The 25238-nt window shown below is 50.9% G+C and carries 26 protein-coding genes; 4 read left to right on the top strand and 22 right to left on the bottom strand.

The genetic code is table 11. From position 1 onward, the window contains the following. Positions 1 to 37 precede the first annotated feature (37 nt). Genes DG046_RS00925 through DG046_RS00915 form a run of 3 tightly spaced genes read left to right on the top strand, consistent with a single transcriptional unit; the run spans position 38 to position 3638 of the window. Positions 38 to 790 (top strand): ABC transporter ATP-binding protein, encoded by a 753-nt coding sequence (locus tag DG046_RS00925; protein ID WP_108830724.1) that lies wholly within the window; start codon positions 38 to 40, stop codon positions 788 to 790. Beyond that, on the top strand, positions 787 to 2346 hold the full coding sequence (locus tag DG046_RS00920) for a COG1361 S-layer family protein (protein ID WP_108830723.1): 1560 nt from the start codon (positions 787 to 789) through the stop codon (positions 2344 to 2346). The genes DG046_RS00925 and DG046_RS00920 overlap by 4 nt, the downstream gene beginning before the upstream one ends. Then, positions 2346 to 3638 carry an ABC transporter permease gene (locus DG046_RS00915; RefSeq protein ID WP_108830722.1) on the top strand — a complete coding sequence of 431 codons (1293 nt, stop codon included), beginning with the start codon at positions 2346 to 2348 and terminating at the stop codon, positions 3636 to 3638. The genes DG046_RS00920 and DG046_RS00915 overlap by 1 nt, the downstream gene beginning before the upstream one ends. Positions 3639 to 3797: 159 nt before the next feature. Here DG046_RS00915 and DG046_RS00910 read toward each other — a convergent pair whose 3' ends face one another. The 19 genes from DG046_RS00910 to DG046_RS00820 all read right to left on the bottom strand — a co-directional run bounded on the left by DG046_RS00910 (position 3798) and on the right by DG046_RS00820 (position 20698). Next, positions 3798 to 3935: an IS3 family transposase gene (locus tag DG046_RS00910; RefSeq protein ID WP_108830721.1), complete on the bottom strand. Its 138-nt coding sequence runs from the start codon at positions 3933 to 3935 to the stop codon at positions 3798 to 3800. Positions 3936 to 4152: 217 nt separating this feature from the next. Further along, positions 4153 to 5010, bottom strand: coding sequence for an ABC transporter ATP-binding protein (locus tag DG046_RS00905; protein ID WP_108830720.1), 858 nt, complete (start codon positions 5008 to 5010; stop codon positions 4153 to 4155). Between the two features lie 12 nt (positions 5011 to 5022). After that, on the bottom strand, positions 5023 to 6120 hold the full coding sequence (locus DG046_RS00900) for a hypothetical protein (RefSeq protein WP_108830719.1): 1098 nt from the start codon (positions 6118 to 6120) through the stop codon (positions 5023 to 5025). Further along, positions 6117 to 7340, bottom strand: a complete 1224-nt coding sequence (locus DG046_RS00895) for a hypothetical protein (RefSeq protein ID WP_108830718.1) — start codon at positions 7338 to 7340, stop codon at positions 6117 to 6119. Before DG046_RS00895 ends, DG046_RS00900 begins: the two co-directional genes overlap by 4 nt. Before the next feature lie 67 nt (positions 7341 to 7407). Then, the gene (locus DG046_RS00890) at positions 7408 to 8046 is read right to left on the bottom strand and encodes a hypothetical protein (protein WP_108830717.1); all 639 of its coding nucleotides are present in this window, start codon (positions 8044 to 8046) and stop codon (positions 7408 to 7410) included. 108 nt (positions 8047 to 8154) lie between these two features. Further along, positions 8155 to 8757 carry a DNA-binding response regulator gene (locus tag DG046_RS00885; protein ID WP_108830716.1) on the bottom strand — a complete coding sequence of 201 codons (603 nt, stop codon included), beginning with the start codon at positions 8755 to 8757 and terminating at the stop codon, positions 8155 to 8157. After that, on the bottom strand, positions 8729 to 10291 hold the full coding sequence (locus tag DG046_RS00880) for a sensor histidine kinase (RefSeq protein ID WP_108830715.1): 1563 nt from the start codon (positions 10289 to 10291) through the stop codon (positions 8729 to 8731). Before DG046_RS00880 ends, DG046_RS00885 begins: the two co-directional genes overlap by 29 nt. 275 nt (positions 10292 to 10566) lie before the next feature. Beyond that, entirely contained in the window at positions 10567 to 10812 is a 246-nt protein-coding gene (locus DG046_RS09980; protein WP_108830714.1) for a helix-turn-helix domain-containing protein, read from the bottom strand. A 72-nt stretch (positions 10813 to 10884) separates the two neighbouring features. Further along, on the bottom strand, positions 10885 to 11244 hold the full coding sequence (locus DG046_RS00870) for an FMN-binding protein (RefSeq protein WP_108830713.1): 360 nt from the start codon (positions 11242 to 11244) through the stop codon (positions 10885 to 10887). Continuing rightward, on the bottom strand, positions 11244 to 13235 hold the full coding sequence (gene tkt, locus DG046_RS00865) for a transketolase (protein ID WP_108830712.1): 1992 nt from the start codon (positions 13233 to 13235) through the stop codon (positions 11244 to 11246). The genes DG046_RS00870 and tkt overlap by 1 nt, the downstream gene beginning before the upstream one ends. Further along, the gene (locus DG046_RS00860; protein WP_108830711.1) at positions 13225 to 14040 is read right to left on the bottom strand and encodes a WecB/TagA/CpsF family glycosyltransferase; all 816 of its coding nucleotides are present in this window, start codon (positions 14038 to 14040) and stop codon (positions 13225 to 13227) included. The genes tkt and DG046_RS00860 overlap by 11 nt, the downstream gene beginning before the upstream one ends. Then, positions 14015 to 15115 (bottom strand): polysaccharide pyruvyl transferase CsaB, encoded by a 1101-nt coding sequence (gene csaB, locus DG046_RS00855; RefSeq protein ID WP_108830710.1) that lies wholly within the window; start codon positions 15113 to 15115, stop codon positions 14015 to 14017. Before csaB ends, DG046_RS00860 begins: the two co-directional genes overlap by 26 nt. After that, positions 15093 to 16463, bottom strand: coding sequence for an O-antigen ligase family protein (locus tag DG046_RS00850; protein WP_108830709.1), 1371 nt, complete (start codon positions 16461 to 16463; stop codon positions 15093 to 15095). Before DG046_RS00850 ends, csaB begins: the two co-directional genes overlap by 23 nt. Further along, positions 16448 to 17008, bottom strand: coding sequence for a hypothetical protein (locus DG046_RS00845; protein WP_108830708.1), 561 nt, complete (start codon positions 17006 to 17008; stop codon positions 16448 to 16450). Before DG046_RS00845 ends, DG046_RS00850 begins: the two co-directional genes overlap by 16 nt. 2 nt (positions 17009 to 17010) lie before the next feature. After that, positions 17011 to 17493: a DUF4330 domain-containing protein gene (locus DG046_RS00840; RefSeq protein WP_108830707.1), complete on the bottom strand. Its 483-nt coding sequence runs from the start codon at positions 17491 to 17493 to the stop codon at positions 17011 to 17013. Beyond that, positions 17483 to 18610 carry a glycosyltransferase gene (locus DG046_RS00835; RefSeq protein ID WP_159082007.1) on the bottom strand — a complete coding sequence of 376 codons (1128 nt, stop codon included), beginning with the start codon at positions 18608 to 18610 and terminating at the stop codon, positions 17483 to 17485. Before DG046_RS00835 ends, DG046_RS00840 begins: the two co-directional genes overlap by 11 nt. 11 nt (positions 18611 to 18621) lie before the next feature. Next, positions 18622 to 19074, bottom strand: a complete 453-nt coding sequence (locus tag DG046_RS00830; protein WP_108830705.1) for a hypothetical protein — start codon at positions 19072 to 19074, stop codon at positions 18622 to 18624. A gap of 109 nt (positions 19075 to 19183) precedes the next feature. Further along, positions 19184 to 19525, bottom strand: coding sequence for a type II toxin-antitoxin system PemK/MazF family toxin (locus DG046_RS00825; protein WP_108830704.1), 342 nt, complete (start codon positions 19523 to 19525; stop codon positions 19184 to 19186). Positions 19526 to 19528: 3 nt separating this feature from the next. Continuing rightward, a complete protein-coding gene (locus tag DG046_RS00820; RefSeq protein ID WP_159082006.1) occupies positions 19529 to 20698 on the bottom strand; it encodes an NAD(P)H-hydrate dehydratase in 1170 nt (389 codons plus the stop codon). Positions 20699 to 20934: 236 nt separating this feature from the next. On the opposite strand from DG046_RS00820, the gene tyrS reads away from it, so the two are divergent. Then, positions 20935 to 22161 (top strand): tyrosine--tRNA ligase, encoded by a 1227-nt coding sequence (gene tyrS, locus DG046_RS00815; RefSeq protein ID WP_108830702.1) that lies wholly within the window; start codon positions 20935 to 20937, stop codon positions 22159 to 22161. Between the two features lie 54 nt (positions 22162 to 22215). Here tyrS and DG046_RS00810 read toward each other — a convergent pair whose 3' ends face one another. The 3 genes from DG046_RS00810 to DG046_RS00800 form a co-directional block, all read right to left on the bottom strand. Further along, positions 22216 to 23325 carry a PIN/TRAM domain-containing protein gene (locus DG046_RS00810; protein WP_234411433.1) on the bottom strand — a complete coding sequence of 370 codons (1110 nt, stop codon included), beginning with the start codon at positions 23323 to 23325 and terminating at the stop codon, positions 22216 to 22218. 7 nt (positions 23326 to 23332) lie between these two features. Further along, positions 23333 to 23845 carry a CarD family transcriptional regulator gene (locus DG046_RS00805; protein ID WP_108830701.1) on the bottom strand — a complete coding sequence of 171 codons (513 nt, stop codon included), beginning with the start codon at positions 23843 to 23845 and terminating at the stop codon, positions 23333 to 23335. 169 nt (positions 23846 to 24014) lie between these two features. Further along, positions 24015 to 25238: a glucose-6-phosphate isomerase gene (locus DG046_RS00800; RefSeq protein ID WP_159082005.1), complete on the bottom strand. Its 1224-nt coding sequence runs from the start codon at positions 25236 to 25238 to the stop codon at positions 24015 to 24017.

Raw genomic sequence — 25238 nt, 5'->3', positions numbered from 1 at the left:
TGATATAATGATATAATAATGGCAAGGATGTGATGCTTTGGATCCATTGATTCGCATAAGGAATTTGTACCGAGTCTACCACATGGGCGAAGAAAAAGTCTATGCCCTTCGTGGCGTCAATTTAGATATACAAAAAGAAGAGATCCTCTGCCTCCTGGGAACCTCCGGCAGCGGGAAATCCACACTCTTAAACATGATGGCCGGTTTGGACCGGCCCAGCAAGGGCGAGATTATTATTAACAACAAGATCCATATGGAGAAGCTTTCTGAGGAAAAGCTCACGAAGTTTCGCCAATTAAATGTGGGCTTCGTCTTTCAGTCCTATAATTTGATCCCTACCTTAACGGCCACGGAAAACGTGAGTCTGGGGCTTATCTTTAAGGGCGTAAAAAAGCAGGAACGGGAAGAAAAGGCCCGCGCCATTTTGGAGCGGGTGGGCCTGGGCAATCGCCTGGATCACAAACCCAGCGAAATGAGCGGCGGCCAGCAACAGCGGGTGTCCATCGCCCGGGCCTTTGTGGATGCGCCGCCCATTCTCTTTGCCGACGAGCCCACGGGGAATTTGGACACGAACACCTCCGTGGAAATCATGGAGATGATGTGCGATCTCGCCAAGGAACATAAGCAAACCCTCATCATCGTCACCCACGATTTGGAAACCGCCGTCTACGCCAATCGCATCGTCGAGCTGCGTGACGGAAAAATCGTGCGGGACGAAACCCAACAGATCATCGAAAAAGCACGGGAGCTCGAACTTCTCCCCCAAAATAACAACGAGGAGACCCTATGAAAAAACAAGCATGGCTATTAGCCGGTTGTCTGGTACTTACAAGCGTCGCGCCCCAAGCGGCCTCGGCTGCAAACGGCGCCGATGCCATTCCCCCGCAGAAGGTGGAATCGACGAGTCACGCCCCCATATCGATTTTAGACTTCACCAACATCAGCTGGCCCCAAGACAACGGCTCGGGGGCCGACATCCCCATTCGCTTCTCCATTAAAAACAACGGAAAAGGCGCCGCGAAAAACATTCGCATTCAGGCGGAATCCCAAGATTTAAACGGCCTGGTGCCGAAATCCGTGACCACGGTCAATGCAAAATACTACGCCCCGGATCAAAAGGAAAGCTATACCTTTACCTTTCAAATGACGCCGGGAGCCGAAAAGAAAAACTATCCCGTGAAGCTTTCCGTGGCCTACGTCGACGTAAACACCAATGAGGTCCACGAAAGCAAACAGATGGTCACCGTTCGCGCCGCAGGCGCTCCGGATCCTTCACAGGCGGGGGCATCCTCCGGCGATCTTTCCGGCGGCGGGGACTTCTCCGGCGGATCCATGGGCGGCTTCTCCGGCGGTGACATGGGCTCGCCCCTTCCCGTCACGGGCTCCGAGGGTGCATCATCCGGCGGACAGGCTCCTTCCGGCAACAATACGCCGAAGCTCGTCATCGACCACTACTCCTACGATCCCGTGGATGTCAAAGCCGGGGTGCCCTTTACCCTGTACTTCCGCATTCTGAATACCAACGGCAAAAAATCCGTGCAAAATCTGCGCGTCGCCCTTTCCGCCGATGCAGCGGAGGCCGTGGATGTGCCCACCACCTCCGGCGGCCAGGGAGCCCAAGGCGCCATGGAAGCCGCCGCATCGAGCGGCGGTGGCGGCAGCGCCTTTATTCCCATCGGCAGCAGCAACACCTTTTATATCGACAAGATAAAGCCGAAAAAGCACGCGGAAAAAGAAATTACCTTGACCACGGCTCCGGATACGGCGCCGCGTACCTACACCATTACGGCGAATTTCGAATACGAAGATTCCGACGGCAATCCCTACACCTCTTCGGAAGTCATCGGCATTCCCGTGATCCAAAGCGCGGAAATCGAACTCGGGGATTTGAAAGTCGACAAGGAAGGCTTCGTCGGCGGCGAAATGCCCCTGTCTCTGGAATTTTTCAACACGGGCAAATCCGTGCTTTCCAATGTGATGGTAAAAATGCGGGGCAATTTCGATGCGGACACCAATACCTACTTCGCCGGCAATGTGGCCCCGGGCAGCGCCCAAACCTACGATGTGAACATTACGCCACGGGCCAAAGGCGAGCAAAAGGGAGAGATCGTCATTACCTACGACGATTCCACAGGCAGAAAACAGGAATTGGTCAAGCCTTTTGTGGTACAGGTGGAAGGCGATATGCCGGCAGGCGATGAAGAAGAGACGGAAGCGCCCCGCCCGGCCTGGGCTGTTCCCTTGGGCGTCGCCTTAATCGCCGCCATTGTCGGCGCCATCGCCTTCTACGTCCGTAAGAAGCGCAAAAAATCCGGCGACGTGGACGACGAGGATTTGACGATCTGATGAGTTACCGCGACCTATTCGACATGGCGAAGAAGAATCTCCTCGCCAGAAAACTTCGCACTGGCCTCACCCTTCTCGGCGTGGTCATCGGCAGCGTCTCCATTATTATTATGCTCAGCTTCGGCTACGGCATGACGGAAAACAATCGGCGCATGATCGAAGACTTCGGCGATGTGAAAAACATCAATGTGACGCAAAAGGAAGAAGGCGGCAAGGGCAAGGCCCTGACGCGCAAAACCATTTCGGAATTAAAGGAGCTTCCCCACGTGGTGGACGTGACGCCGGTTTACAACACCAGCGTGAACATGAAGCTCAGAAAATTTCAATCGGATTTCGTGGGCATTACGGCCATGGAAAAGCACACCTACGATTCCCTGGGCTGGGAAATGGAAAAGGGCAGTTTCTTCCACGGCGACGGCAAGGGCCAAATGCTTTTCGGAAACGGCGTGGCGGATATGTTTTACGATCCCACAGGCTCCACGACCATGCCCGCCATGGACGACGGCGAGGATCCGCCCCCGCTCTTTAACGCCGCGGGAAAAACCATGACCATTAGCTCCTCGGATTCGATGATGCCGGGCGAGAATACGGGCGCCGAGAATCTTTCCACGGAAATAAAAGTCACCGGCCTCATCGCCAAGACGAAAAAAATGGACTACGACAACAATGTCTTTATGACCGTGGACGGTTATATGGATTTAATGGACCGTTTAAAAATGCCGCGGCCCAACACCCACAGCTACGACCGCATTCAGGTGCGGGTAGACGATATGAAAAATGCCGAAGAGGTCACCGACGGCATTAAGGCCCTGGACTACGAAGCCATGGGCATGCTGGAGATGATCAAGAGCATGAACAAGGCCATGGCCATCGTCAACGCCATCTTCGCCGGCATCGGCTCCATCTCCTTTATCGTCGCCGCCATCGGTATCGCCAATACCATGATTATGTCCATTTACGAACGCACGCGGGAGATCGGCGTCATGAAAGTTATCGGCGCGTCGATTCAGGACATTCAAAAGCTCTTTCTCACGGAGGCCGCCCTTATCGGCTTTATCGGCGGCGTCATCGGCGTGGCCCTGAGCCTGATCTTGAGCGCCGGCTTTAATCTCATCGGCAACCGATTCGCCATGGCACAAGGCGCGGAAGAGGCCGTAAAGATATCCCACATTCCCCTGTGGCTCGTGTTGGTGGCCCTCGTCTTTTCCACCTTGGTGGGCGTCGCCGCCGGCTACTTCCCCGCCAAGCGCGCCATGAACCTTTCGGCCCTGGACGCCATTCGCAGCGAATAAAAAAACACGCAAACAAAAATCGAAAGCGACCTGCGCCGTTTTCGATCTTCCGAAATCATTCCATTGAAAAAGGACCTCTTTACTAGAGTGACCCCATATAGTTGGACTTAATCGAGTAAGCTTTTCGCTTGCTCGATTTTGTTTTACATAACATATTTTCTATGCGGATTTCATGCGTTCACGGTATTGTTTCGGACTTAGCCCTCCTAACTTTTCTTTGATTCGATCGTTGTTGTAATAGCGGATGAAACTTTCAATGGACTGCACGAGTTCTTGCCGGCTTCGATAAGCGTTCATTTGGTATCTCCAACCCGGATCTGAGTGAAAGGTGCATCGGCAGGAGCAGACGTTGATCCGTTCGACGGCTTCTTCTGGGCCCCGTAAAATGGTTACGACGTTGGGTTGATCGCAGAGGAGGCATCGTTGAACTTTCTTTTTATTCACCGCCAACCTCGATTTTTAAGACTTTTTGGAGCCCGTTCAACCGCAGGTGTTTTTTTCATGGATGCTGTGCCTAAATAACTTCATTGCGATGAAGAATGTAATAGTCTTCAAGATTCGCTTGGACAGGACGGGCACCTTCCAAAGCATCGCCTGTGTAGCGAATTTTTAACCTTTCCCCTTCATATCGCATCCGAATAATTTGAACCTTTCTTTCATAAGCTGCCAATTCCGAAAATGGAATCGTCACCTCATACACAAGGCCCTCCATTTTTTCGATTAACTTATCCGACGTGGTTTTGGCCCGAATTTTTCCGTCGTTTAAAATGATAATGCTTTTTGTAATGGCTTCAATGTCGGAAATAATATGGGTTGAAAAAAGAATGATCTTATCTTTGGACATATTGGACAAAATGTTTGAAAATCGAATGCGTTCGCCGGGATCCAAGCCGGCCGTCGGTTCATCTAAAATAAGAATTTTCGGATCGTTTAGCAGAGCTTGGGCGATGCCGACCCGCCGCTTCATCCCACCGGAAAAAGTCGATACTTTTTTGTCCTTTACATCCTCAAGATTTACAAAAGCGAGAACCCGAGGGATTTTTTCCTTCAGTTCCCTTTTGCTTAATCCCTTTAATGCGCCCATATAGTTTAGAAACTCACCGGCCGTAAAGCCGGGAAAAACCGCAAATTCCTGGGGCATATAACCTAAAAGATCTCGATACTTTCCTTTCAGCTGAGAAATATCCTCTCCCTCGTAGAGGATACGGCCCTTCGTCGGCTTATCCACGCCGACCAATAACCGCATCAAGGTAGACTTCCCGGCTCCGTTATCCCCTAAAAGCCCATAAATTCCGGCATCCAGTTCCAAGTCCACATCCGAAAGAGCTTCTTTTTTTCCAAATTTTTTGCTTACGCTTTCAATTTTTAACATAATCAGCGCTCCTTATGCGTCACCAAACGACTTCCTTTTTTCCAGCCACAACCCAATCCATAAAAGCGCCCCGTAAATTATGGGAATGATTAGCGAAAGCAAGTAACAACTTTCTAGCCCCGGAGAGGATACGCGGGCACGTAGACTTTCGATGTTAATTAAAGATAAGGGCGAAAGGAAGAGAAGTTTCCCGGTACCAGGAGATGTCCACAGGGATTGAAGCAAGAAATGAATGGACGCATAGGCCAGAATGAGGGAAAAAGAGACCTTGACGTCTTTGATTCGATCGCCTAAAAAAAGAAAAAGAAAGACAAGGCAAAAGGTCAATGCAAGGCCATTAAAAAATTTATAGATAAAATACTGAAGATAGGTCACCTGAATGGGAAAGAAGAAAAATTCTCTTGAATTTTGAATGAAAAGGTCTCGTCCGTCGCTTCCGTAAATGAACAAAACCAAAAGAGAAAACAAAGCCACGCCGCCCACATAGGTGATGGCGCCAATTTCCAAACCGTTGATCAGCCGCGCCTGAAAGAGTTTTTTCTTCCCGTAAAGGGTGGCTTCCACCAGATCTTTCGTTTTGAACCGCTCGTCCTCTCTCATTACGGGAACGAGAAGAAGGATCAAGGCCAAGGCGACGGCGTAAAAAAGCTTATCGAAGTTTCGAAGGAGAACTTTCCATCCTTCGCAATAGCCGATAAGGAGCCGATCCATTGGCTTCACTCCTTGAGCTTGACCTGCCTTTTTTATCAGATTCATTCGATACTCGAAAAAGCCTTGTGCTCGGGGCTTTTTTCCCCGGAGAAGAGCGTCATTTACACTCTCAACAGGCAAAAACTCGTCGATATCAATATCCTCTTTGATCAAATTTTCTTGAGGCAAGTCGTACTTTGCAATTAAATCCTCTACTTTTGTATCGTCGTACCAGGTCTCCTCCATCAGATAGCGGTATTCCGTACCGTCAGAAATTTCTACGTGCAAGCTCTCTTGAAGATACCTTCCCTGTTCCATCTTGATAAGATAGATCGACGAAAGCAATAAAAACAGACAGAGGACCGGGAGGCAGGGGAATGGAAGTATTCTTTTTCTATTGACTTCCAGTAAAAACTTCATTTGCCCTCTCCTCCTTTTAAATAATAGCGGTTCATGATCACCATGGCCAAAAATCGGCTAATCGCAATGTAAATCAAAGATAGAAAGCAGGCCGTCGCCGTAAATGGATAGACGTGATTTTGAAGGACCAAAAGCTTGGACGCGGAAAAATTGCCTTGCACAAAGTTTTGCGGCGTAAAGTAGGCCAGAGTGTTCGCCCAGGGCTGCGGTGAATACGCCCACTTCTGAAGCCAAACAAAGGCAAGCACCAAGACGAGAAGGGAGACTTTCGACTTGCGGAAGGCCAGGGAGAAGAAAAGAAGAATATTGACCACCACGAGAACGGCGCCAAAACCAGATAAGGCCTCCAGAAAATACCCTTGCCATGTGGTGAGGTTGAAAACCGCCGGTCCGGCATAAAATTCGATGGAGGCATCGGCTCCGTGAAGGGAATAAATCATCCCGTGGTAGAGAAGCAAAAAAAACAAATAAGCGAGGTAGGCGAGGCCTGCAAATAATTCTGCCGCCCTTACCTTGGCCAAATAGAGGGAAAGGCGCCCATTCTTCGTGTGCACGTCCATTTCAGTAAATCCCTGCGCCTCGTCGGCCGACGTTAAAGAAGACAGGGCGAGGGCCAAGTAGATTAAAAAAATGTAAAAAGTCATGTGCAGGGCATCGCCCATGTAACGCCATCCTTCATTATAAGCGTAGTAAAGGGGCGTTTTCACTTCTCCGGCTTGACTAAGAATGCTTTCAACCTCCGACCGGTCGTAGGACCGATACGAGGTGCGCGCCCATGAACCGATGGCCTTTAAACGATCTTGGTAAAAATTTTCAATCCTTTGATCGCTCATATGAATTGAAAAGTCTTGGATTTCGATCTCTTTCGGAAAATTCAAACTTTGCGCGAGCCACTGGAAGGGGTAAATCAACTTTAAGCCCAACTCTTTTTCTTCCGTTCGCGCGCCTTCCACATAGTCTTTTTCTTTGCTTTCGCTGTAAAGAGTTTGGACCTTTTTCATTTGCTCTTCGGTTAAAGAGCCGTCGTATTTAATCCCTTCTTCTTTCAGCAACGCCCAATAGGAAAGACCGGAGCCAAACTTTCCTCCCTCTAAGACCATGTCTAGGGATTGGCTATAAGGAAGGATCTTGGCCAGACAAATCAACAAAAACAGGCACGCAATCAGGGCATTGTTCTTGGTCGCTATTTTTTTAAATTCCAGTTTTACGACAGCAAACATCGATTTCTCCCCTTTTCTCCTAACACAGGCCGACCTGTACCTGCTCTTCAAAAAGATTTTTTTGCCTTTATTGAACCGCCTTTTTCAAGTCGTAGTAAGACCCGGCAAAGACTACCTTCCATTCCTTCTCGCCATGAGGCCTGGCTAAAAGAAGTTCGTCATAGGACCCGTCCAGCCTTCTGGCTTCATAGACAAAGAGTTCGTCATTTCCAAGACCTTGAATCGGGCCTTTTCGTGCTTCCGCAGGGATGGTACCGATCATCTCATCGATTCGGTAATCCACCGTCGGCATAAAGACCAACTCTGCCTCATGATCGTTCTCGTGTCCCTCTTCCCTCGGAGGATAGATGTCCGGTTTTGCTTTAATATAATTCGATACAGATTGTTCCAACTCAGCAAATAATTCCGGACCCCTTTCATCGCCCATTGGCCCGAGGACGATGTCGCCGCCTCTGGTCACTGAGCCGCTCCGACCTTCTTCGATCCAATCCTTTCTGTTCTTCGCCCGTTGTTTTGCAATTTTCTTGTCCGCAGCAATATCTTGCGGGCTTCTCTCATCGGAACCGTCCTGTCTTTTACCTTGGCTATTTTCACTTTTCCTTTGGCCCTGCACCATGGAATAGGTGGATTCTTTTTTTAGATACAGCGCCGAAGCCAGAACGACCAAAACCAACAAAATTCCCAAAATTGTTTTTTTCTTGTTCATTATCTCTCATCTCCTTTTCTATTGATTATAGGAAACTTGCACCTCACTCGCAGTTAACTTTTGTCCGAACTATTCACAAAAAAAGAAGAAGGCTTGTGGCGCTTCTCCTTAAAAGGGATCGATATAGCCGATTTCTCTGGCTTTTTGTACCATCTCCTGGTAATTTTTTACGTCCAACTTACCATAAATGCGATTCAACAAGACGGCCAGGGAAGATGTGGACATATAGGCTTCTTTCGCGACTTCTTTTCGGGATTTTCCCGAGGCATAAAGGCGGAGAATTCTTAATTCACTTTCCGTGAGTTTTTCTTGAAGGTGTTTCTTTGAAGAAAAATACCTTTTGTTCTCCAAGCAAACTCCCCGTATCTTCGCTAATAGACTTTGGGTCGACTCTTCTTTCGAAATAAACCCCATGCATCCCATATCTTCGGCCTTCTCCCGATAAAAATCCAGATTATAGCCCGATAAAATCAACACTTTTGCACCGAAATCCCGTATCAACGCTTCGCTTAACTCCAAACCATTTTCTCCCTTCGCTAAGCCGTCCAGATTAATGTCTATAAGTAAAAGATCGTAGGTCTCTTCCTTTAATTTATCTTTAATGTCCTCCATTTTCTCTAGTATATCCACCCGGATTTCACCGTCGGATTCTAAATCCATCTTCAGGCATTGGGCCAGCATTTTATGATCTTCGATTAACATAATCTTCATAGATCCGCTCCTTTTTAATCGGTACATTCACATAAAAGGCCAGGTACTTTTCCTCTCCTCCTCGTCCTTCTTCTATCCGAAATACTCCGTCCAGCCGTTTGATTTCGAAATCCAACAATTTTAAGCCGGTGCCCCGTGCCGCACCTTTCTCCAAGTAATCGCCGTAATTTGTCATGGACAGACGAATCTCCTTTTGTTTTTCCTCCAAGCGAATCTCTGCGAAATCGCCCTTTCCGTGTTTAAAAAGATTGCTCACCAACTCGTATAGGGTTTTATATAGAAAGCGGTCGTATGGACCGGGCACGGAAAAATCCTCGGAACAGGTGAAGTCGATTAAAATGCCTCGATTTTGATACTTACCCTCCAAATCTTTAATAAGGCCGTAGTAATTGTTATTTAAGCTTTCCTTAGTACTTAAGGTCGGGTCATAGGCATTCAATTCTTGGCGAATTTTTACGATGTCGTTGGAGAGAATCTCCAGAATTTGCTCCCTCTCGGAAAAAAGCGGCGACTTCTGAACCAGCTTCTGTGCGAGAATAATGTCCTGCAAAATCATGTCGTGGAGGAAACGGGTGTTTTTCTCGGAATAGAGGCGCGCATACTTATCCAACAGGAGATTTTCCGTTCCCCTGTTCAGGAGGTTTCCTATCTCTTCCCGGCTCAGATCGCGGTAATTGAAGTAATTGGAGACCATGACGAAAAATGCGCTCAAGTAGAGGGAGAGGAAGAGAATTTTAGTAAAATCCCTTGGAAAACCGTTGACGATAAAAAGAATGAGAGAAAGCACAGAGCAATACTTCGCCCACTCTTTAAAAGACGGGGCAAAGGCTTTGAAGGATAAGCGACACGCTTTTGTAAGCAAATAGATCAAGATACCGGCCAAGACGGCCACCATGTAAAATTCCTCGAAATTCTCAAAATAATTCCATAGAGACGAAAGATAGAAACCGCCCCATAAATACAAGACCAAAAAGACCGCAGTCGACACCATAATCCGGTAACTGTAAAGACCCCGCCCTTGAATTTCATTCTTTTTGACGAGGAAGAAGAGAAGGGGAAACAGACAAAAGATAAAGTAGATCCCCATATATAGAAAGTTGACCTCCATAGAAGTAAAGGTCGATAGAAGAAAGATCGCTAAAAAAGCGAGGAGTGTAATGAGACGAGAGAGACCGAAACGAAAGTGTCCTTCCAAGACGATATCCATATAGGAAAAAATCAGCTGAAGAACAAAAAAGTAGCGAAGAAGAATATCATTGACCAGATACGTTACGATGAAATCTTCCGAAATAAAATAAAGTGGAATTAAAAGCAAAGTCGTGCAAACCCGGTAGACGTAATTTTTTTCTCTCTCCTCCAGCAAAATAAAGAAAGAGATAAAATTCGTGAGCGTAAAAAGACCGGTTAAGGCGACGATATGAAAACTGCCTCCGCCTTTTTTTACGGCAACTAAATAAAACCAGTAAAGGGCCAGCTGAGTAAGGCTATGGGCCCAAAGCAAGATCGGTTTTTTATAAGGCAAAAATCGGTTCACGGCTTCCTCCTCACACTAATTAGTTGTTATTTTAATCATACTGAATTGAAAAGGAATTTTCACCTAACTTTTGTCCGATCTCTATTGCCGCCGCCCTATTCGAAGCACTTTTACGACCGAGTCCTCGCCGTCTGCTGATGTTTGGTGATTGATCCAAAATTGATATGGATCTTCTCCCTTTTTGGAAAGGATTTCCCTTGCTCGATTTTGTTTAACATAACATTCCTTCTATTCAGATTTCATAAGTTCACGGTATTGCTTCGGACTCATGTCTTCTAACTTTTCTTTGATTTGATCGTTTTATAGCGTGTGTTGGCTTCTAACTTAAACTTTACGTTGTAAGCGCATTTATTGCCAGAGCGCATTAAGCCTTCATCGCCAAAATGTTTGTAATTACTGACCCATCGTTCAATCCGTGAGACGCCAATCTGGTATTTCTTAGCCAGAATTTTATAACCTACGTTACCATTCGAGTATTGCTCAATAATTTTCCTCTTGAATTCGTAACTGCATTTTGCCATTAAAAGACCCCCAAAGGTTGAATTTCTTGGTCCAACTTTTGGGGGTCCGTGCAATTTTATAGAGGTCCTCTTTTATTGCCCGGCCTTTTGAAGCGCGTCGCCGACGGCGGCTCGTAAACCCGCCGATGTTTCCGTGGCGCCGGCGATGCCGTCGACCATGGGGGTGTTTTTCCGCGCCATGGCCCCGGGGAGTTTTTCCAGGGCGCTTTCCGCCTGGGGCACCTGCTCCGTGGACTCGCCGTGGCTTATGACGGCGATGTCTGAAATGCGCCCGCCTTCGATGACGACGCGAAGGATGATGGGCTCCTTTTCGTTGTAGCCCTTCCCCCGCCCTTCGTAGGTGCCGTCTTTGTAGGCGTTTTTTTCGGTGCAGCCGCACAAACTCGTCGCGAGGGCCAAGAGCAAAACCGCAATTTTTCTTCGGGCCGTCATTACTTGCGGCTCTTTAAATAAGCCTTCGCTTCTTCCGTTACGGCCTCTGTGGTTAGGCCGAAACGTTTAAATACTTCCGAGGCTTTGCCCGAGGCGCCGAAGGAATGCATGCCGATGGCCAGGCCGTCGAGACCGATGTATTTGTACCAGCCCATGGTCGTGGCCGCTTCCACGGAAATTCGGTTGCGCATAGCCGAGGGAAGCACGGCTTCTTTGTATTCCTCAGGTTGTTCGTCGAAAAGCTCTTGAGAAGGCATGCTGACTACCCGCACGCCGTGGCCTTCTTTTTCCAGAGCTTCGGCGCTTTCCAGGGCGAGATGCACTTCGCTGCCCGTGGCGATAAAGATGAGATCAAGCGCGTTGGATTCTTTTTTCACCACGTAACCGCCTTTCAATGCGTCCTTGGAAGAACCTTCAAGCTCCGGCAGGGTTTGACGGGTGTAGATCATGCTGACGGGTCTGGATTCGCTGTGCATGGCCACATACCAGGCGGCGGCCACTTCCGTGGAATCCGCCGGACGGAAGGTGATCATATTGGGAATAGAGCGAAGCATAGCCAGATGCTCGATGGGTTGGTGAGTCGGCCCGTCTTCGCCGACGCCGATGCTGTCGTGGGTGAAGATGTAGGCCGTGGGAATGCCCATGAGGGCGGCGAGACGCAGTTGCGGTTTCAGATAATCGCTGAAGACCAGGAAGGTGGCGCCGTAGGCACGGAAGCCGCCGTGGAGGTAGATGCCGTTCACGATGGCGCCCATGGCATGTTCTCTGACGCCGAAATTAATGTTTCCGCCCGGGCGATTGTCCACGCTGTATTGGCCTTCGCCCTTCATGTCGCTCTTGTTGGAGGGGCCCAAGTCGGCGCTTCCGCCGAAGAGATTGCCCATGCCGGCGGCGACCCGTTGCAGGACTTCGTGGGAGCTTGCCCGCGTCGCCATGTCTTTTTCAACAGGCGCCCAGTAAGCATCTTCGTCCATAAAGGAGAGATCTTGCTTTTTCGTGTCGTAGCTTGCCAGGAAGGCTTCGTGCTTTTGCGGGAAGGCTTCTTTGTATTTTTCTTCCAATTCCTTCCATTCGTCGTAGACCTTGCGCTTTTCTTCGAGCTTTTCGTCGACGAAGGCCTTTACCTCGTCTGCCACGACGAAGGGCGCCACATCGTAACCTAATTTTTCGCGGGTGGCTTGATTTTTTTCTTCGCCGAGGGGAGAACCGTGTACGCCGGCGGAGCCTTCCAGAGGCGAACCGTAGCCTATGGCGGTTTTAATTTCGATCAATGTGGGTTTGACCTTTTCCTGTTTCGCCGATTCCACGGCCCGGGTAATGGCTTCCACGTCGGTGCCGTCTTCCACGGTGAGCACTTGCCAGCCCAAAGCGCGGTAGCGGGCGGCGATGTCTTCTTTAAAGGACAGCTCCGTATTGCCTTCGATGGTAATGTTGTTGGAATCGTAGAGGACGATGAGCTTGCCCAGCTCCAAAGTGCCGGCGATGGAGGAGGCTTCGTTGCTCACGCCTTCCATTAAGTCGCCGTCGCCGCATAGAACGTAAGTATAGTGGTCGATAAAGTCGTAGCCCGGTTCATTGTAGATGGCGGCCAGGCGAGTTTCCGCCATGGCAAAGCCCACAGCCGTGGAGATCCCTGCGCCTAAGGGGCCGGTGGTGGTTTCCACGCCGGCGGTGTGGCCGTACTCCGGATGGCCCGGGGTCTTCGAATCCAGTTGACGGAAATTCTTTAAATCATCCGCATCCAGTCCCAGGCCGAAAAGGTGGAACAAAGAATACAAGAGGGCGCTGCCGTGGCCGGCACTTAAAATGAAGCGGTCGCGATTGGGCCACAGGTGATCCTTGGGATCGAAGTTTAATGTATTGGCCCACAAGGCCCAAGCCATAGGCGCCGCGCCTAAGGGCAGGCCCGGGTGACCGGAATTGGCCGCATCGATTTGGTCGATGGAAAGTGCCCGCAAGGTGTTGACCGCGAACTGTTCGTTATGATTCATGAGATCCTCCTCTGTTTTCTTTTACGACGGTGACCGCCTTTTTGTTTCTTGCAATGGTCCATAAGAATTTCGGAATGGCCATTTGCCGCCCGATGCGGGAAGGATTTTTTAACAGACGATAAAACCACTCCAGGTGGAGCCGAATGAAAATATCCGGCGCCCGCTTGGCTTTTCCCGCAAGCACATCCAAGACGCCGCCGTTTCCGATGGCCACGACGATGTTTTCGAGCTTGTCTCGATTGTTTAATATAAACTGTTCCTGCTTCGGAAAGCCCAGTCCCACGAAGAGAATCGACGCGCCGCTTTCGTTGATGGCGCGGATCACCGCCGCCTCTTCTTCGGAATTTTCGTAGCCGCGGTGGGCGCCTTTAAAATACCCGTGGTGCTCTGCCGCGACAATGGGCCCGTACTTCTCTTCTACCCGTTTTTTCGCTTCCGCCGCCACATTGGGCTCGCCGCCTAAAAAGAAAATTTGCTCGTTCTTCTCTTTGGCCAGCTCCAAAAGGTAGATGGATAAATCGTAGCCGGTGACCCGCTCCTCCAAGGGATGGCCCCCCATTTTCGAGCCGATGACCAGGCCGATGCCGTCGGGTACCACGAGATCCGCCTCGTTCATCACCGTCGCTTTTTCGGCGTCTTCTCTCAAGGCCATGACGATTTCCGTGTTGGGCGTAAAGATCCAGTGAAAGCCGCCTTCGTCCAGAAAACCGGAGAGGATCGCGCGGCTCTCTTTTTCGCTCACGGGATCCACCACGGTGTTAAAGATTTTGATCTTGTCCTTAGGATTGTAAAAGGTCGAAGACATGCTTCACATTCCTCCTGCTTTTTTCCAAGAGCACCCGGTGCTGGGCTTCCAGGCGCACCCGCTCCTCGTTCCGCTTACGGTACATGGCCACTACGGCGTTTAGGAGCTTTTTCTCATCCATGCCCTCGGCCTGAATGTCGGCGTCGATGGACAGAGATTCCAGTTGAGCCTTTACTTTCGGGTCGTAGACGATGCCCACCGCCGGCGTTTTCGACGTGACGGCATAGATCAAGGCGTGAAGGCGCATGCCGATCAACAGGTCGCACAGGCCGATGATCCCTTCCATTTCTTCCACGCCGTAATTGCCGCTTAAGACGTGGCAGTGGTCCTTGTGCACCATCTTCGCCTTGATTCCCTCGGCGAAATGTTTGTCTTCCGGATAGTGCAGAGGCGTAAATAAAATCTCGAGGCCCAATTCTTCGTGGGCGCGGTCGGCGACGTAAGCGATTTTCGATGCCAATGCCGGAGCCTTCTTCCACTGACGCACGGCGATGGCCAGAAATTGCTTGTCCGGGTCGATGCGCTCTTCCCTGAGGATCGCTCTCGCCGCTTCCCTGCTGATGCCTTCGATGCCGTAGACGGGATCGGCGGTGACTTCCACCGGCGGCACCTTCACGCCGATGTCTTCAAGAACCTTGGCGCTGTCCGCATCCCTCAGGGTAATGTAGTCCACCTTGTTTAAAATGCGCGCCGTCAGTCTTCGGTTCAGAGATTTGTGAATGGGCCCGACGCCATTGGCATAGACGTAGATCTTTTTGCCCATGCGCTTCGCCAGGGCCATGACGCCCAGGTAGTAATACAAACTCCTGGAAGAGGTCTCGTCCTGGAGGAGCGACCCGCCCCCGCTAATCAAGAGATCCGTCCCCATGAGGGCCTTCTTCACGGATTTGTAGTGAAAGCGCTGGGTGGCGTTCACTCCGTAGAGCCGGCGGGTTCTCGGCGGATCGTAGGAGAGAACATTCAATTGTACGGTGGGATCACAGGCCCTGATGTCCGCTACGATGGCGTGCAAAATCGCGTCATCGCCGCTGTTATCGAAGCCGTAATAGCCGCTAAATAAAACTTTCTTTCCCATAACAATCCATCCTTTTCTCCCCTTGTTCCGCGGAGAGATGTCGTTTACAAATGCGTACCAGGGCGAAGGAAATGGCCAGCAGGAGCCAGAAGGTGGTGGTGATCTTGGTCATGTAGAAGATGTTTTCAAACATGCCGTGAAAAAGCATGCCGGCAAAGGAAGCGCAAAGGGCCGCTCCCATGATTTTCACGTATCTGTCTTCGCTCTTTAAGGGGTAGCGGGCCAAATTGACGAATAGGCTCACCATAAAGATAATGAACAGGATAAATCCGATCAAGCCCATTTCCGCAAAAACCTGCAAAAAGGTATTGTGGGCGTGGTAAATGGGCATGGTGCGAATGTATTGTTCGAAGACCATTTTAAAGGGCAAGTGGCCCAGGCCCAGGCCGACGATGAGGTGATCGCGAATCACCGCCTCGGTAATCTCCCAAATCTTGAAGCGATAGGAGGTGGAGGAGTCGGCAAAATTAAAAATCGTCATAAAGCGATTGACGATGCTTTCCGGCACCACAAACACCGCCGCCCCCATCAGGGGGATGGCCAAGAGTAAGAGCTCTTTTCGCACGAGGCAAATAAAGACGATGGCCGCCACGGCGAGGCCCAGCCAGCCGCCGCGAGACATGGTCATAAATAAAGACAAGACCTGCACGGCAAAGAGGAGCAAGAAGAAGATCCGCACGCCGTCCCGCTTCGTGGACCAAAACAGGCCCACGCAGAGGGGAATGGTCATGACCAGGTACTCGGCGAAAATATTCGGATTGCCGAAGACCGAGTAGGCCCGGGCGCGGATGGCGCCGTTGGAGCTAGTGTCCACCCACTCCTTCTTAATGTCCACGCCGACGACGTATTGGTAAATGCCCACCAGGGCGAGGAGCGTCGCCGCACAGACTACGGCGACGATGACGCCGTGGAGCTGCTCCACTGTCTTTACTTCGTTAATCAAAAAGATCAGGTACATAAAGCCCGCCGTGTGGATGGCCAAATCCCGCAAAGAACCCATAAGGTAGACGGAGGTCGCCGTCTGAATTACCATCAAGAGAAAGTACATATAGGGCACCACTTCGTGGCCGGCCACGATGAGGGGATCGTCTTTTTTGAAGAATTTTCTGAACAGATACAGGCCGAAGGTGCCGTATAGGAGCATGAGAACCAAGAGATCCGGCAAAAACACGTAACCGAAGGTGGTGGCGATGAGGCAGACCATGGGATTTTCAAAAAAGACCATGAGCCCGATCAGGCCCGCAAAGAGCAAGACCACGAAGGGAATCTTAATGCTCAGGCCCACGCCGCCGACGACAAAGCCCAGAGCGAGCAGGAGGAGGGGGTTGATTTTTACGCGCGTTTCCACGATGCCACCTCCTTGTCGTGTAAAAGCAGACGCCACAGATGCCGAAATCCCTTCAGTGCGTAGGAGCTTTCGGCGATTTCGTCGATGCCCTCTGAGACTTTGTACATGAAAAGGCCTGCGAGAAGAAAGAAAAGGCCCGAAATGCCCCAAAGGCTGCGGTGCAGTAAAGAGAGAATCAACACGCTTAAGCCGAAGCCCACGCTGATCATGCCCGTGGTTTTAAAGGCCGAATCCCAAGCGCGGTAGCTGTCCGCGATGTCAAAGCCCACGGAGCCGGACACGGCGCCCGTCAGGCGAATGCGCACCCAGTGAGCGATGGTATTGAACAGGCGGTAAAAAAACCGGAGGATGCGAAAAAACAAGGTGCCGGCGAAGGCTGCCTCGGCCCCGTCCAGCATTTTTCGCGTCGCGGATGCCCGCCACTGTCTGTTTATCGCGCCGCCCACGGCCGCAAAAAAACCGTGAAGGAAACTGTGTTTATACCAATTCTCCAATGCCCGCACTGCAGTAAGTAATCCTTGAATCAGTACACTGGATTGAATCATAATTACTTCCCGTCTTTAGTAATGCCTACGCAAATGCCCGTAAATGCGGAGGTCTTGGTCTTGACGCGATACTCGTTGCCCACGCGAATTTCTTCGCCGCCGACGACGTAAGACTTGTCCGATTCCTTAATATCCACATTCACGTCCAGGTAGACGGAATATTTGTCCGGCACCGGCGCGTTCACCCACTGCCCTTCATATTCCACGGCATCTTCGTAGGGACGCACGGTTTTTCCGGAGATTTTACCCATAAAAATGCCTTTGTCGTAGCTGTAAAGGTCCTGACCTTCGGTGATGTTTTCCACCGTAGGCGTGCGCACATTCTCCACGAGGAAGGTCATCCGTCCCTTGGACGTGCTTTCCACGGCAATGGAGGAATCTTTAAAGCGAGAGACGCCGCCTATGACGGCGACAATGAGTATGAGCAAGAACAGGCAGTCGATGACATTGATCTTGCCGAAGAGTTTTCCTTTTTTATCGATCATGTTGGCTCCTTTGAAGAATTTTTTTATAGATTTCCGAATGGCTTTCGGCCATGGCTTCCTGACTGAAGTGTTCGTTTACAAAGCGGTACAGACCCTCGCCTCGCGCCTTCATTTCGTCGGGGCGATTTAAGGCATAGAGCATGTTTCGGGAAAGGCCCTCAGCGTCTTGCGGCTGAAAGAGCATGCCATAGTCCCCGGCCATTTCACCGATGCCGCCGACATCCGTGGCGATAAAGGGAATTTTTGCCTTAGCCCCTTCCAAAAGGGCGTAGGGGAAACTTTCCGAGACGGAGGTAAGCATATTCACGTCTCCGGCTTCATAGAGGCTGAAGGGATCGGATACTTGACCTAAGAAAGAGACCGCATCCTCCAGGCCTTCTTCTTTCACATAGGCCATAAGCTTTTCCCGCTCCGGCCCCCTGCCGGCGATTAATACGTGAGCGCCTTTAAAAGCCTCTTTATTCAGGGCCACGGCCCGCAAAAGGGTCATGTGATCTTTCACTAAGTCCAGACGGGCGGCGATGACAAAGAGCATGCGGTCTGAATATTTTTTCAAGCCGTAGCGATCCAAAAAGCGGTCTTTATCCACGGCGATCTCCGGCTTTTTCATGTCGATGCCGTTGTAGGTGACGAAGATGGCTTCTTCCGGAAAGCCCCGACTCACCAACATGGTCTTGAAGCGCTCCGTAATGGCGATGTAGTTGTCGAATCGCTTTAAGGCGTATTTGTTCAAGGGCGTAAAGACCTTGTCCTTAATAAAATTGTCTTTAAAATCCAGCAAATAGTCGCTGTGCAAAGTGGTGACCATGGGCACGTCCACGCGTTTTCTGAGATACAGGGCGTTAAAATTAGCCCGCGCGCCGTGGCAGTGGATTAAATCGAATCCTTCCTCCTCGATCATGCGGGCCACTTCTTTCAGTGCCCCCATGTCGAAGCGGTTTTTCTGTTCCACGAGACGAGCATCAATGCCCAAATCCAAGGCGCCGTCGAGAAAAGGCCCGGGGCAGAAACAGACCATGCTCACCTGATGATGGGCTTCGAGGCCTTTCAGCAAAGTGTAAATATGCGTCTTCGCCCCGCCGGTGTCGCCGCCGCTGATAAGATGAAGAACTTTCATCGTCATCTCCGCTACATGCCTCTCGCGACGCGGTAGCTGCCCCGCATAAGGACGATGGCATTGGTGGAGGCTTTAAGGCCCCGACCGTCGCTTCTCGGCGCGATGAGCATGTGATTCAGAGGCGCACGTTCCCCTTGTTTTAAGTCGACGCCTGCGGTAATGTCGCTGAGGCCGCCGAGCTCTTGGGCGATGGTTTCCACCCGCCCGCTTCTCGGGATCATTTCCGCGCCTTGGGCCGCGATGATTTTATCGCCGGCCTTTAATTCCACCACTTCCAGGGTCTGCGCACCGGAAGGAGCCGCCGATTTTTGATTTTGATTGTTCTGTATGGCTTCAAGCCTTTGGTTTAAATAACTTAATGAAACCAAGGGATCGTCGTCTTTGGCAAAAGCGGGAACCGCCGCGCCCATCAATAAAAGTCCCAGGGCACAGGCCGCGCTTATTTTTTTCCAATTGCGTTTCACAATCTCATCCTTTCTGTGTTTTATTTCATCCTATCTATTATACAACAATCCACCGACGAGACCAACGAAAACGACAAAAGCGCGGGGCTTGCCCGCGCTCGTCTATGTATTACAGACCGATGCTGATTTTTAACGCTTCGTCCACGTCGTCCATAATTTTCGTACTGAACTTACCGATCTTTTCCCTGAGGCGCTTTTTATCAATAGTTCGCACCTGCTCCAGAAGGATAACGGAGTTTTTCGGCAAATCGTTGTTCGCAGCCTTCACCTTCACGTGAGTAGGCAGCTTTGTCTTGTTCATTTGCGATGTGATCGCCGCCACGATCGTCGTAGGCGAGTACTTGTTGCCCACGTCATTTTGAATAATGACCACGGGCCTTACGCCGCCCTGCTCCGAACCGATGACCGGGCTCAGATCGGCATAAAACACATCGCCCCTCTTAATAACCATAGATCACAACCTTTCTAATTCTGACAGATCTCTCGCGGCCTCGAGGCGGAGAAAGGCTTCGGGCAAATAGTCGATTAAATCCGAAGCGATCAGTCCCCACTTGCTTTTATGTAAGGCGGCGAGATCTCCTGCCAATCCATGTATATATACCCCGAGGCGCGCCGCTTGAAAACAATCCAGCCCCTGGGCTAAAAACGCCGTTATGATGCCGGTCAAAACGTCGCCGGAACCCGCCGTGGCCATGCCGGCATTTCCCGTTTCGTTGACTACGCGCTCCTCTTTCGAGGCGACGATGGTTCCGTGGCCCTTTAAGACTACGACGCCGCCGTAGCGGGCCAGGCATTCGTCTACGGCATCATCCCGGTGGGCGTTTACCCGTGACACATCCCAACCGATAAGGCGGGCCATTTCCCCGGCGTGGGGCGTGTAAATTTTCGGTCCAGCCCCTTCGGGCTTCGCTTCCGCCAAATGGTACAGGCCGTCGGCATCCACTACCATGGGAAGGCCGAGGGCATATACTTTTAAAAATGCATCCCGCGCCCGAGTGTCGCGGCCCATGCCCGGCCCGATGCCCAAAGCGTCCACGTCCTTTAAATCATCTAAAGCGCTCTGTTTCTTTACGATTACTTCCCGCATGCGCAGGGAAAAATCGTCGGCAATGGCGTCGGGAACGTAAGCGTAGCTCAGGCCGCAACCGGCCCTTAAGGCCGCCGAGGAAGAAAGATCCACGGAGCCGAACATGCCCGCGCTTCCGCCGACGATGGCCGCCTTTCCCCGGGCGCCTTTGTGGTCTTTTTCATCCACCACCGGGAGCAGATTCGCCGCCTCCTTCGATACGCAAAGATCACCGCCCGTTCGCAGGCGGGCCACGGCCACGGCGTAGTCTCTTTCGTGAGAGAGGGACAGATCGAAGGTGTCATTTTTGTAGCGTCCGCAAAGGGCGCCCTTCGCGTCTTGTGTCACGATTAAATTTTTAAATCCCGCTTTAAACAGGCCCACGCCCAGGGCCTTGGCCATGGCCTCTTTTGCGGCAAAGCGGCCGGCCACGGTTTCCGGGCGTAAATTCAGATTCGCCCGTTCCTCCGGGGAAAACACTCTTTCGAGAAAATCATCCCCGCGCCTGTTCATTACTTCTTTTACTCGCGGTATGTAAACCAAATCCACGCCAATCATATGCCACCTCTTTTTCATCATAACACAATTTCAAAAGAAAAAAACGATTTTTGCTTGACAAAGTTTTTATACGACCATATAATGGAGAACAAATTCATAGATACGATGATGGCGTCACCAAAATTACAACGCTGGAGTATGATAATTTTTTCGAGGCTTTTTGCGAAGAAAGGTGGTACCGCGTTGGAAGACGCCCTTTCGCAGGAGCTTTTTTTGTGCTTAAAAAAGGAGGCATCATGACTGAGAACGTATTTGATCTACTTGAAAGAAGAGGTTACATTGACCAAGTAACATTCCCGGAAGAATTGCGCGAACGCTTGGCCGAAGGACCGATTACATTTTATATCGGCTTCGACGCCACCGCCGATTCCCTTACTTTAGGTCACTACCTTCAAGTAAAAGTTCTTCAACATTTCCAACGGGCCGGTCACGTGCCCATTACCCTGTTCGGCGGCGGAACCACCTTAATCGGCGACCCCTCCGGCCGCAGCGATATGCGTAAAATGCTGACGAAAGAAGACATCAACCACAACATCGACTGCTTCAAACGTCAACTGTCCCACTTTATCGACTACTCCGACGGCAAGGCCATTGTGGCAAACAATGCGGACTGGCTTTTGGACCTCGGTTACCTGGATTTCATGCGCAACATCGGCGTGCATTTTTCCGTAAACCACATGCTGAAGCTGGATGCCTACGCCAACCGCCTGGAACAAGGGCTCACTTTCTTTGAAATGGGCTACATGCTCATGCAGTCCTACGACTTTTTGATTCTTTACAGAAAATACAATTGCCAATTGCAATTAGGCGGCTCCGACCAATGGAGCAACATGCTCGGCGGCTACGACTTGGTTCGCAAGCTGGACGACGGCAAGGTCTACTCCATGACCTTCAAGCTCCTCTCCACCGCCGACGGACAAAAGATGGGCAAGTCCATGAAGGGCGCCATTTTCTTGGATCCCAACAAGACGCCGCCCCACGAAATGTTCCAATACCTGCGTAACTGCGACGACCGCGACGTCGTGAAATTCCTGAAGCTCTTAACCGACGTGAGCGACGAAGAAATCGCCGAATACGAAAAATTGGAAGGCCAAGAACTGAATGTGGCCAAGGAACGCTTGGCTTGGGAAATCACCAATGAAGTTCACGGCAAGGAAGAAGCCGACAAGGCTCTGGAAGCTTCCCGCGTGCTCTTCGGCGGCAGCGGCGACACGGAACACATGCCCACCACGGAACTTTCCGAAGACGTGGTGAAAGACGGCATTACCATCGTTGAACTCATGCAAAAAGGCGATCTCATCGCCTCCACCAGCGAAGGACGCCGACTTATTAAACAAGGCGGCGTGTCCGTAGACGACGAAAAAGTCGAATCCCACGATGCGATCATCACCTTGGATGCGCTGAAAAAAGGCGTTCACGTCCGAAAAGGCAAGAAAGTTCACCACTTATTCAAACTTAAATAAGTTGAGCGCATAGAAAAAGCGACCCGCGCGGCATTCCGCGAAAGGTCGCTTTTTTTAATCCATGGGTTTGGCGAAAATCATTTTTCCCGCCGAGGTTTGAAGCATGCTGGTCACCATGCAATCCACATTGTGCCCGATGTAGTCGATGCCGTTTTCCACGACGATCATGGTGCCGTCGTCCAAATACCCCAGGCCCTGTTTTTCCTGGCTGCCGGGCTTCACGACGAAGACATTGATCTTCTCGCCGGTGACGAAGACGGGCTTCATGGCATTGGCCAAGGCGTTGATGTTCAAGACGCGAATGCCCTGCACCTCGGCCACTTTGTTTAGATTAAAGTCGTTGGTCACCACCACGCCCTTTACTTCTTTGGCCATGCGCAAAAGCATGGTGTCCACTTCCGTTAAATCGGCGTAGTTTTTCTCCACGATTTTAATTTTGTAGCGGCTGTCCTCCTGAAGCTTTTTCAGTGCGTCCAGACCCTTTCGGCCCTTCGCCCGGCTCATGCCGTTGGACGAATCGGCGATGCCTTGCAGCTCCCGCAACACGAAATCGGGCACGACGATGGGCCCTTCGAGAAAGCCCAGCTCGATAATGTCCACGATTCGCCCGTCGATAATGACCGACGTATCCAAAAGCTTCGGCACGCCTTGTTTTTTGTCGCCGCTTTTCAACTTCACGGCGCCGGTTCCCTGGAGAAAAAGGTTCCGAAAGGAGCCGGCGATTTCTTCTCGTTTATAAAGCATAATCCGTATGCCCAAAACGGCCAAGACGATGTAAATGATCAGCGACAAAATGCTGCTGACGTAGTCGATGTTCAGCCGGTAAATGGGCAGGGACACGAGAAAGGCAATTAAAATGCCGATGATCAAACCGAGAATGCCCCACAAAATATCCGATGCGGGGATGTCTTTCATTTCCGATTCGGCAAAATCCACAAGGCGCCACAATGCCCCGTAAGCGTGTTTCCCGAGGATAAAAAATATAATGGCAAATAAAATATAAATGACGACGGGAATCGCCCCTTGGGGAATCAGACGACCGAGAATTTTCATGGCATTTAAATCGCGCAACAGTCCCAAAACCAAGCGCCCGACGGCCAGGCCCAAAAGGGTAAACAGCAGTCGGAACACCCAGTGGAAGATGCGATTCGATCGAATTCCCATGCGCACCCTACTTTCTTTCTTCAATGTCCTTCAGGCAACCCTCCGCCATGGTATTGTCCACGAGTTCCACCACTTCGTCGAAGGTTTTATCGTAGACCAGGACCATTTCAGACAAAATAATTTGGCGGGCCGTGTTCAAAATTTTGCGTTCCCCTGTGGAGAGTGCTTTTTCTCTGTCCAGGCTTTCCAAATTTTTAATGACCTTGGCGATTTCTTCCAAGTCGCCGGTTTTGATCTTGTCTTGGTGGAAGCGGTAACGGCGATTCCAGTTTGTCGGCATTTTTTCCTTGGCGGGATCTTTCAACACCTCCAACACCTTGTCCATTTCTTCCGGCGTCTTAATGTCGCGAATGCCCACATCCCCCATGCTGCCCAATGGAACCAGCACCTTCATTTCGTTGACGGGGATTTTCATGACGTAGTATTCTTTCTTTTCTCCCAAGATCACCTTGGTCTCGATGTCGACGATGATGCCGGCACCGTGTACGGGATAGACGATCTTATCACCTATATTAAACATAGTTTCCTCCTATCCTACCTATATTCCCAATTTAATTATATCATATTTAGGAAATTTATCATAGTATCACATCTATGATGCCGTTTCAAGTGATTTCAAAAACTTTCCCCCGCTCGATCGGGCCCTTCCATTTAAAAAAGGGGCTGGGGCCCCCTTTTGTCTCTTTAAGTTATAAACGCTCTTTCATGGCTTTTTTGTAGGCCTCCACGCCCGGTTGATCGAAGGGATTCACCCCTTGAAGATAGGCGCTCATGGCACAGGCGTATTCCATGGTATAGAAAAATTCGCCCAGTGCGTAGGCGTCGAAAGCGTCGTAAACGAAGGAGATCGTGGGTACGTTCCCCGCTTCGTGGGCCGCCCGCGTTCCTTCGAAGGCGGCGCGGTTCACATCGTCTACGGCCACGCCTTCCATTGAATCCAATCCGTCGTCCATGGCCATGGCGGGAATCTTCAGATCCGATCCCGAGCGCTCGGCGTAGAGCACGGTTTCAAAAAAGTTTCGCGGCCCTTCCTGCACCCATTGGCCCATGGCGTGAAGGTCCGTGGAGTAGGTTAAGGTGAGGGGCAAAATACCCTTTCCTTCTTTGCCTTCGCTTTCGCCGAAGAGCTGCTGCCACCAGCGGCCCAAAGGCGCGAGGCGCGGCTCGTAGGTGGCGAAAATCTCCGCCACTTTCCCCTCGCGGCGCAAGCCGTGGCGAGCGAGGGCGTAGTCGACGGCCCGATTGTTTTTCGGGTCGCTGGCGACGGCATCTTTCGCATCCCGCGCCCCTTGCATTAAGGCCTCGAGGTCCACGCCGGCGAAGGCCATGGGAAACAGGCCCACGGGACTTAAGACGGAGTAGCGCCCGCCCATGTCCTCTGGAACGACGAAGCGGCGAATCTTTTTCGCTTCGGCGAAATCGTGAAGCTTTCCTTTTTTTCCGTCGGTAATGGCGGTGACACATTTCGATAGATCTGCGCCGGCCGCCTCGGCCTTTTCCAAAAAGAAGCGAAAGGCCATGGCCGTCTCCCGTGTGGATCCGGATTTTGAAATCACCACCACGTGGTCCTTCTTCGGATCGTAGGACGTGAGGCCTCTTTCCAAATCCCGCGCGGAAAAGGAATTTCCGTAGAAATGCACGCCTTCTTTTTCGAGGGCACAAATCGCGGCATAGGCCCCAAGGTAGGACCCGCCGATGCCCAAGACGTACAGGTCCCGGGCATCGATGGTGTCGACATAGGCCTTTACCTCGCGAATATCTTCCGCCATTTTTTCGTCGGGATAGTCGATCCAGCCGGTCCATTCCGTCCCCGGAACGCTTCCCTTTTTCAGCCCGTCCAGAACGAGATCCAGGGCCTTTTGTCCTTCGTTTCGTTTGCATTCGTCGAATGTATGGGAACTTCTGAAATCCAT

Origin of the sequence: Aedoeadaptatus coli (assembly GCF_900343085.1) — a bacterium.
Taxonomy (GTDB): Bacteria; Bacillota; Clostridia; order Tissierellales; family Peptoniphilaceae; genus Aedoeadaptatus; species Aedoeadaptatus coli.
Note: the sequence above shows the minus strand (reverse complement) of the source record. Positions and strands in the feature narration are given on the sequence as shown.

What these genes read in the sequence shown, in the direction of transcription:
- DG046_RS00915 (WP_108830722.1), top strand. Translation starts at nt 2,346, where the DNA reads ATGAGTTACCGCGACCTATTCGACATGGCGAAGAAGAATCTCCTCGCC.
- DG046_RS00910 (WP_108830721.1), bottom strand. Translation starts at nt 3,935, where the DNA reads ATGAACGCTTATCGAAGCCGGCAAGAACTCGTGCAGTCCATTGAAAGT.
- DG046_RS00800 (WP_159082005.1), bottom strand. Translation starts at nt 25,238, where the DNA reads ATGGATTTCAGAAGTTCCCATACATTCGACGAATGCAAACGAAACGAA.
- DG046_RS09980 (WP_108830714.1), bottom strand. Translation starts at nt 10,812, where the DNA reads ATGGCAAAATGCAGTTACGAATTCAAGAGGAAAATTATTGAGCAATAC.
- DG046_RS00890 (WP_108830717.1), bottom strand. Translation starts at nt 8,046, where the DNA reads ATGAACAAGAAAAAAACAATTTTGGGAATTTTGTTGGTTTTGGTCGTT.
- DG046_RS00885 (WP_108830716.1), bottom strand. Translation starts at nt 8,757, where the DNA reads ATGAAGATTATGTTAATCGAAGATCATAAAATGCTGGCCCAATGCCTG.
- DG046_RS00825 (WP_108830704.1), bottom strand. Translation starts at nt 19,525, where the DNA reads ATGGTTATTAAGAGGGGCGATGTGTTTTATGCCGATCTGAGCCCGGTC.
- DG046_RS00920 (WP_108830723.1), top strand. Translation starts at nt 787, where the DNA reads ATGAAAAAACAAGCATGGCTATTAGCCGGTTGTCTGGTACTTACAAGC.
- DG046_RS00860 (WP_108830711.1), bottom strand. Translation starts at nt 14,040, where the DNA reads ATGTCTTCGACCTTTTACAATCCTAAGGACAAGATCAAAATCTTTAAC.
- DG046_RS00870 (WP_108830713.1), bottom strand. Translation starts at nt 11,244, where the DNA reads ATGACGGCCCGAAGAAAAATTGCGGTTTTGCTCTTGGCCCTCGCGACG.
- csaB (WP_108830710.1), bottom strand. Translation starts at nt 15,115, where the DNA reads ATGGGAAAGAAAGTTTTATTTAGCGGCTATTACGGCTTCGATAACAGC.
- DG046_RS00905 (WP_108830720.1), bottom strand. Translation starts at nt 5,010, where the DNA reads ATGTTAAAAATTGAAAGCGTAAGCAAAAAATTTGGAAAAAAAGAAGCT.
- DG046_RS00895 (WP_108830718.1), bottom strand. Translation starts at nt 7,340, where the DNA reads ATGTTTGCTGTCGTAAAACTGGAATTTAAAAAAATAGCGACCAAGAAC.
- DG046_RS00805 (WP_108830701.1), bottom strand. Translation starts at nt 23,845, where the DNA reads ATGTTTAATATAGGTGATAAGATCGTCTATCCCGTACACGGTGCCGGC.
- DG046_RS00900 (WP_108830719.1), bottom strand. Translation starts at nt 6,120, where the DNA reads ATGAAGTTTTTACTGGAAGTCAATAGAAAAAGAATACTTCCATTCCCC.
- DG046_RS00835 (WP_159082007.1), bottom strand. Translation starts at nt 18,610, where the DNA reads ATGAAAGTTCTTCATCTTATCAGCGGCGGCGACACCGGCGGGGCGAAG.
- DG046_RS00840 (WP_108830707.1), bottom strand. Translation starts at nt 17,493, where the DNA reads ATGATCGATAAAAAAGGAAAACTCTTCGGCAAGATCAATGTCATCGAC.
- DG046_RS00820 (WP_159082006.1), bottom strand. Translation starts at nt 20,698, where the DNA reads ATGATTGGCGTGGATTTGGTTTACATACCGCGAGTAAAAGAAGTAATG.
- tyrS (WP_108830702.1), top strand. Translation starts at nt 20,935, where the DNA reads ATGACTGAGAACGTATTTGATCTACTTGAAAGAAGAGGTTACATTGAC.
- tkt (WP_108830712.1), bottom strand. Translation starts at nt 13,235, where the DNA reads ATGAATCATAACGAACAGTTCGCGGTCAACACCTTGCGGGCACTTTCC.
- DG046_RS00810 (WP_234411433.1), bottom strand. Translation starts at nt 23,325, where the DNA reads ATGGGAATTCGATCGAATCGCATCTTCCACTGGGTGTTCCGACTGCTG.
- DG046_RS00845 (WP_108830708.1), bottom strand. Translation starts at nt 17,008, where the DNA reads ATGATTCAATCCAGTGTACTGATTCAAGGATTACTTACTGCAGTGCGG.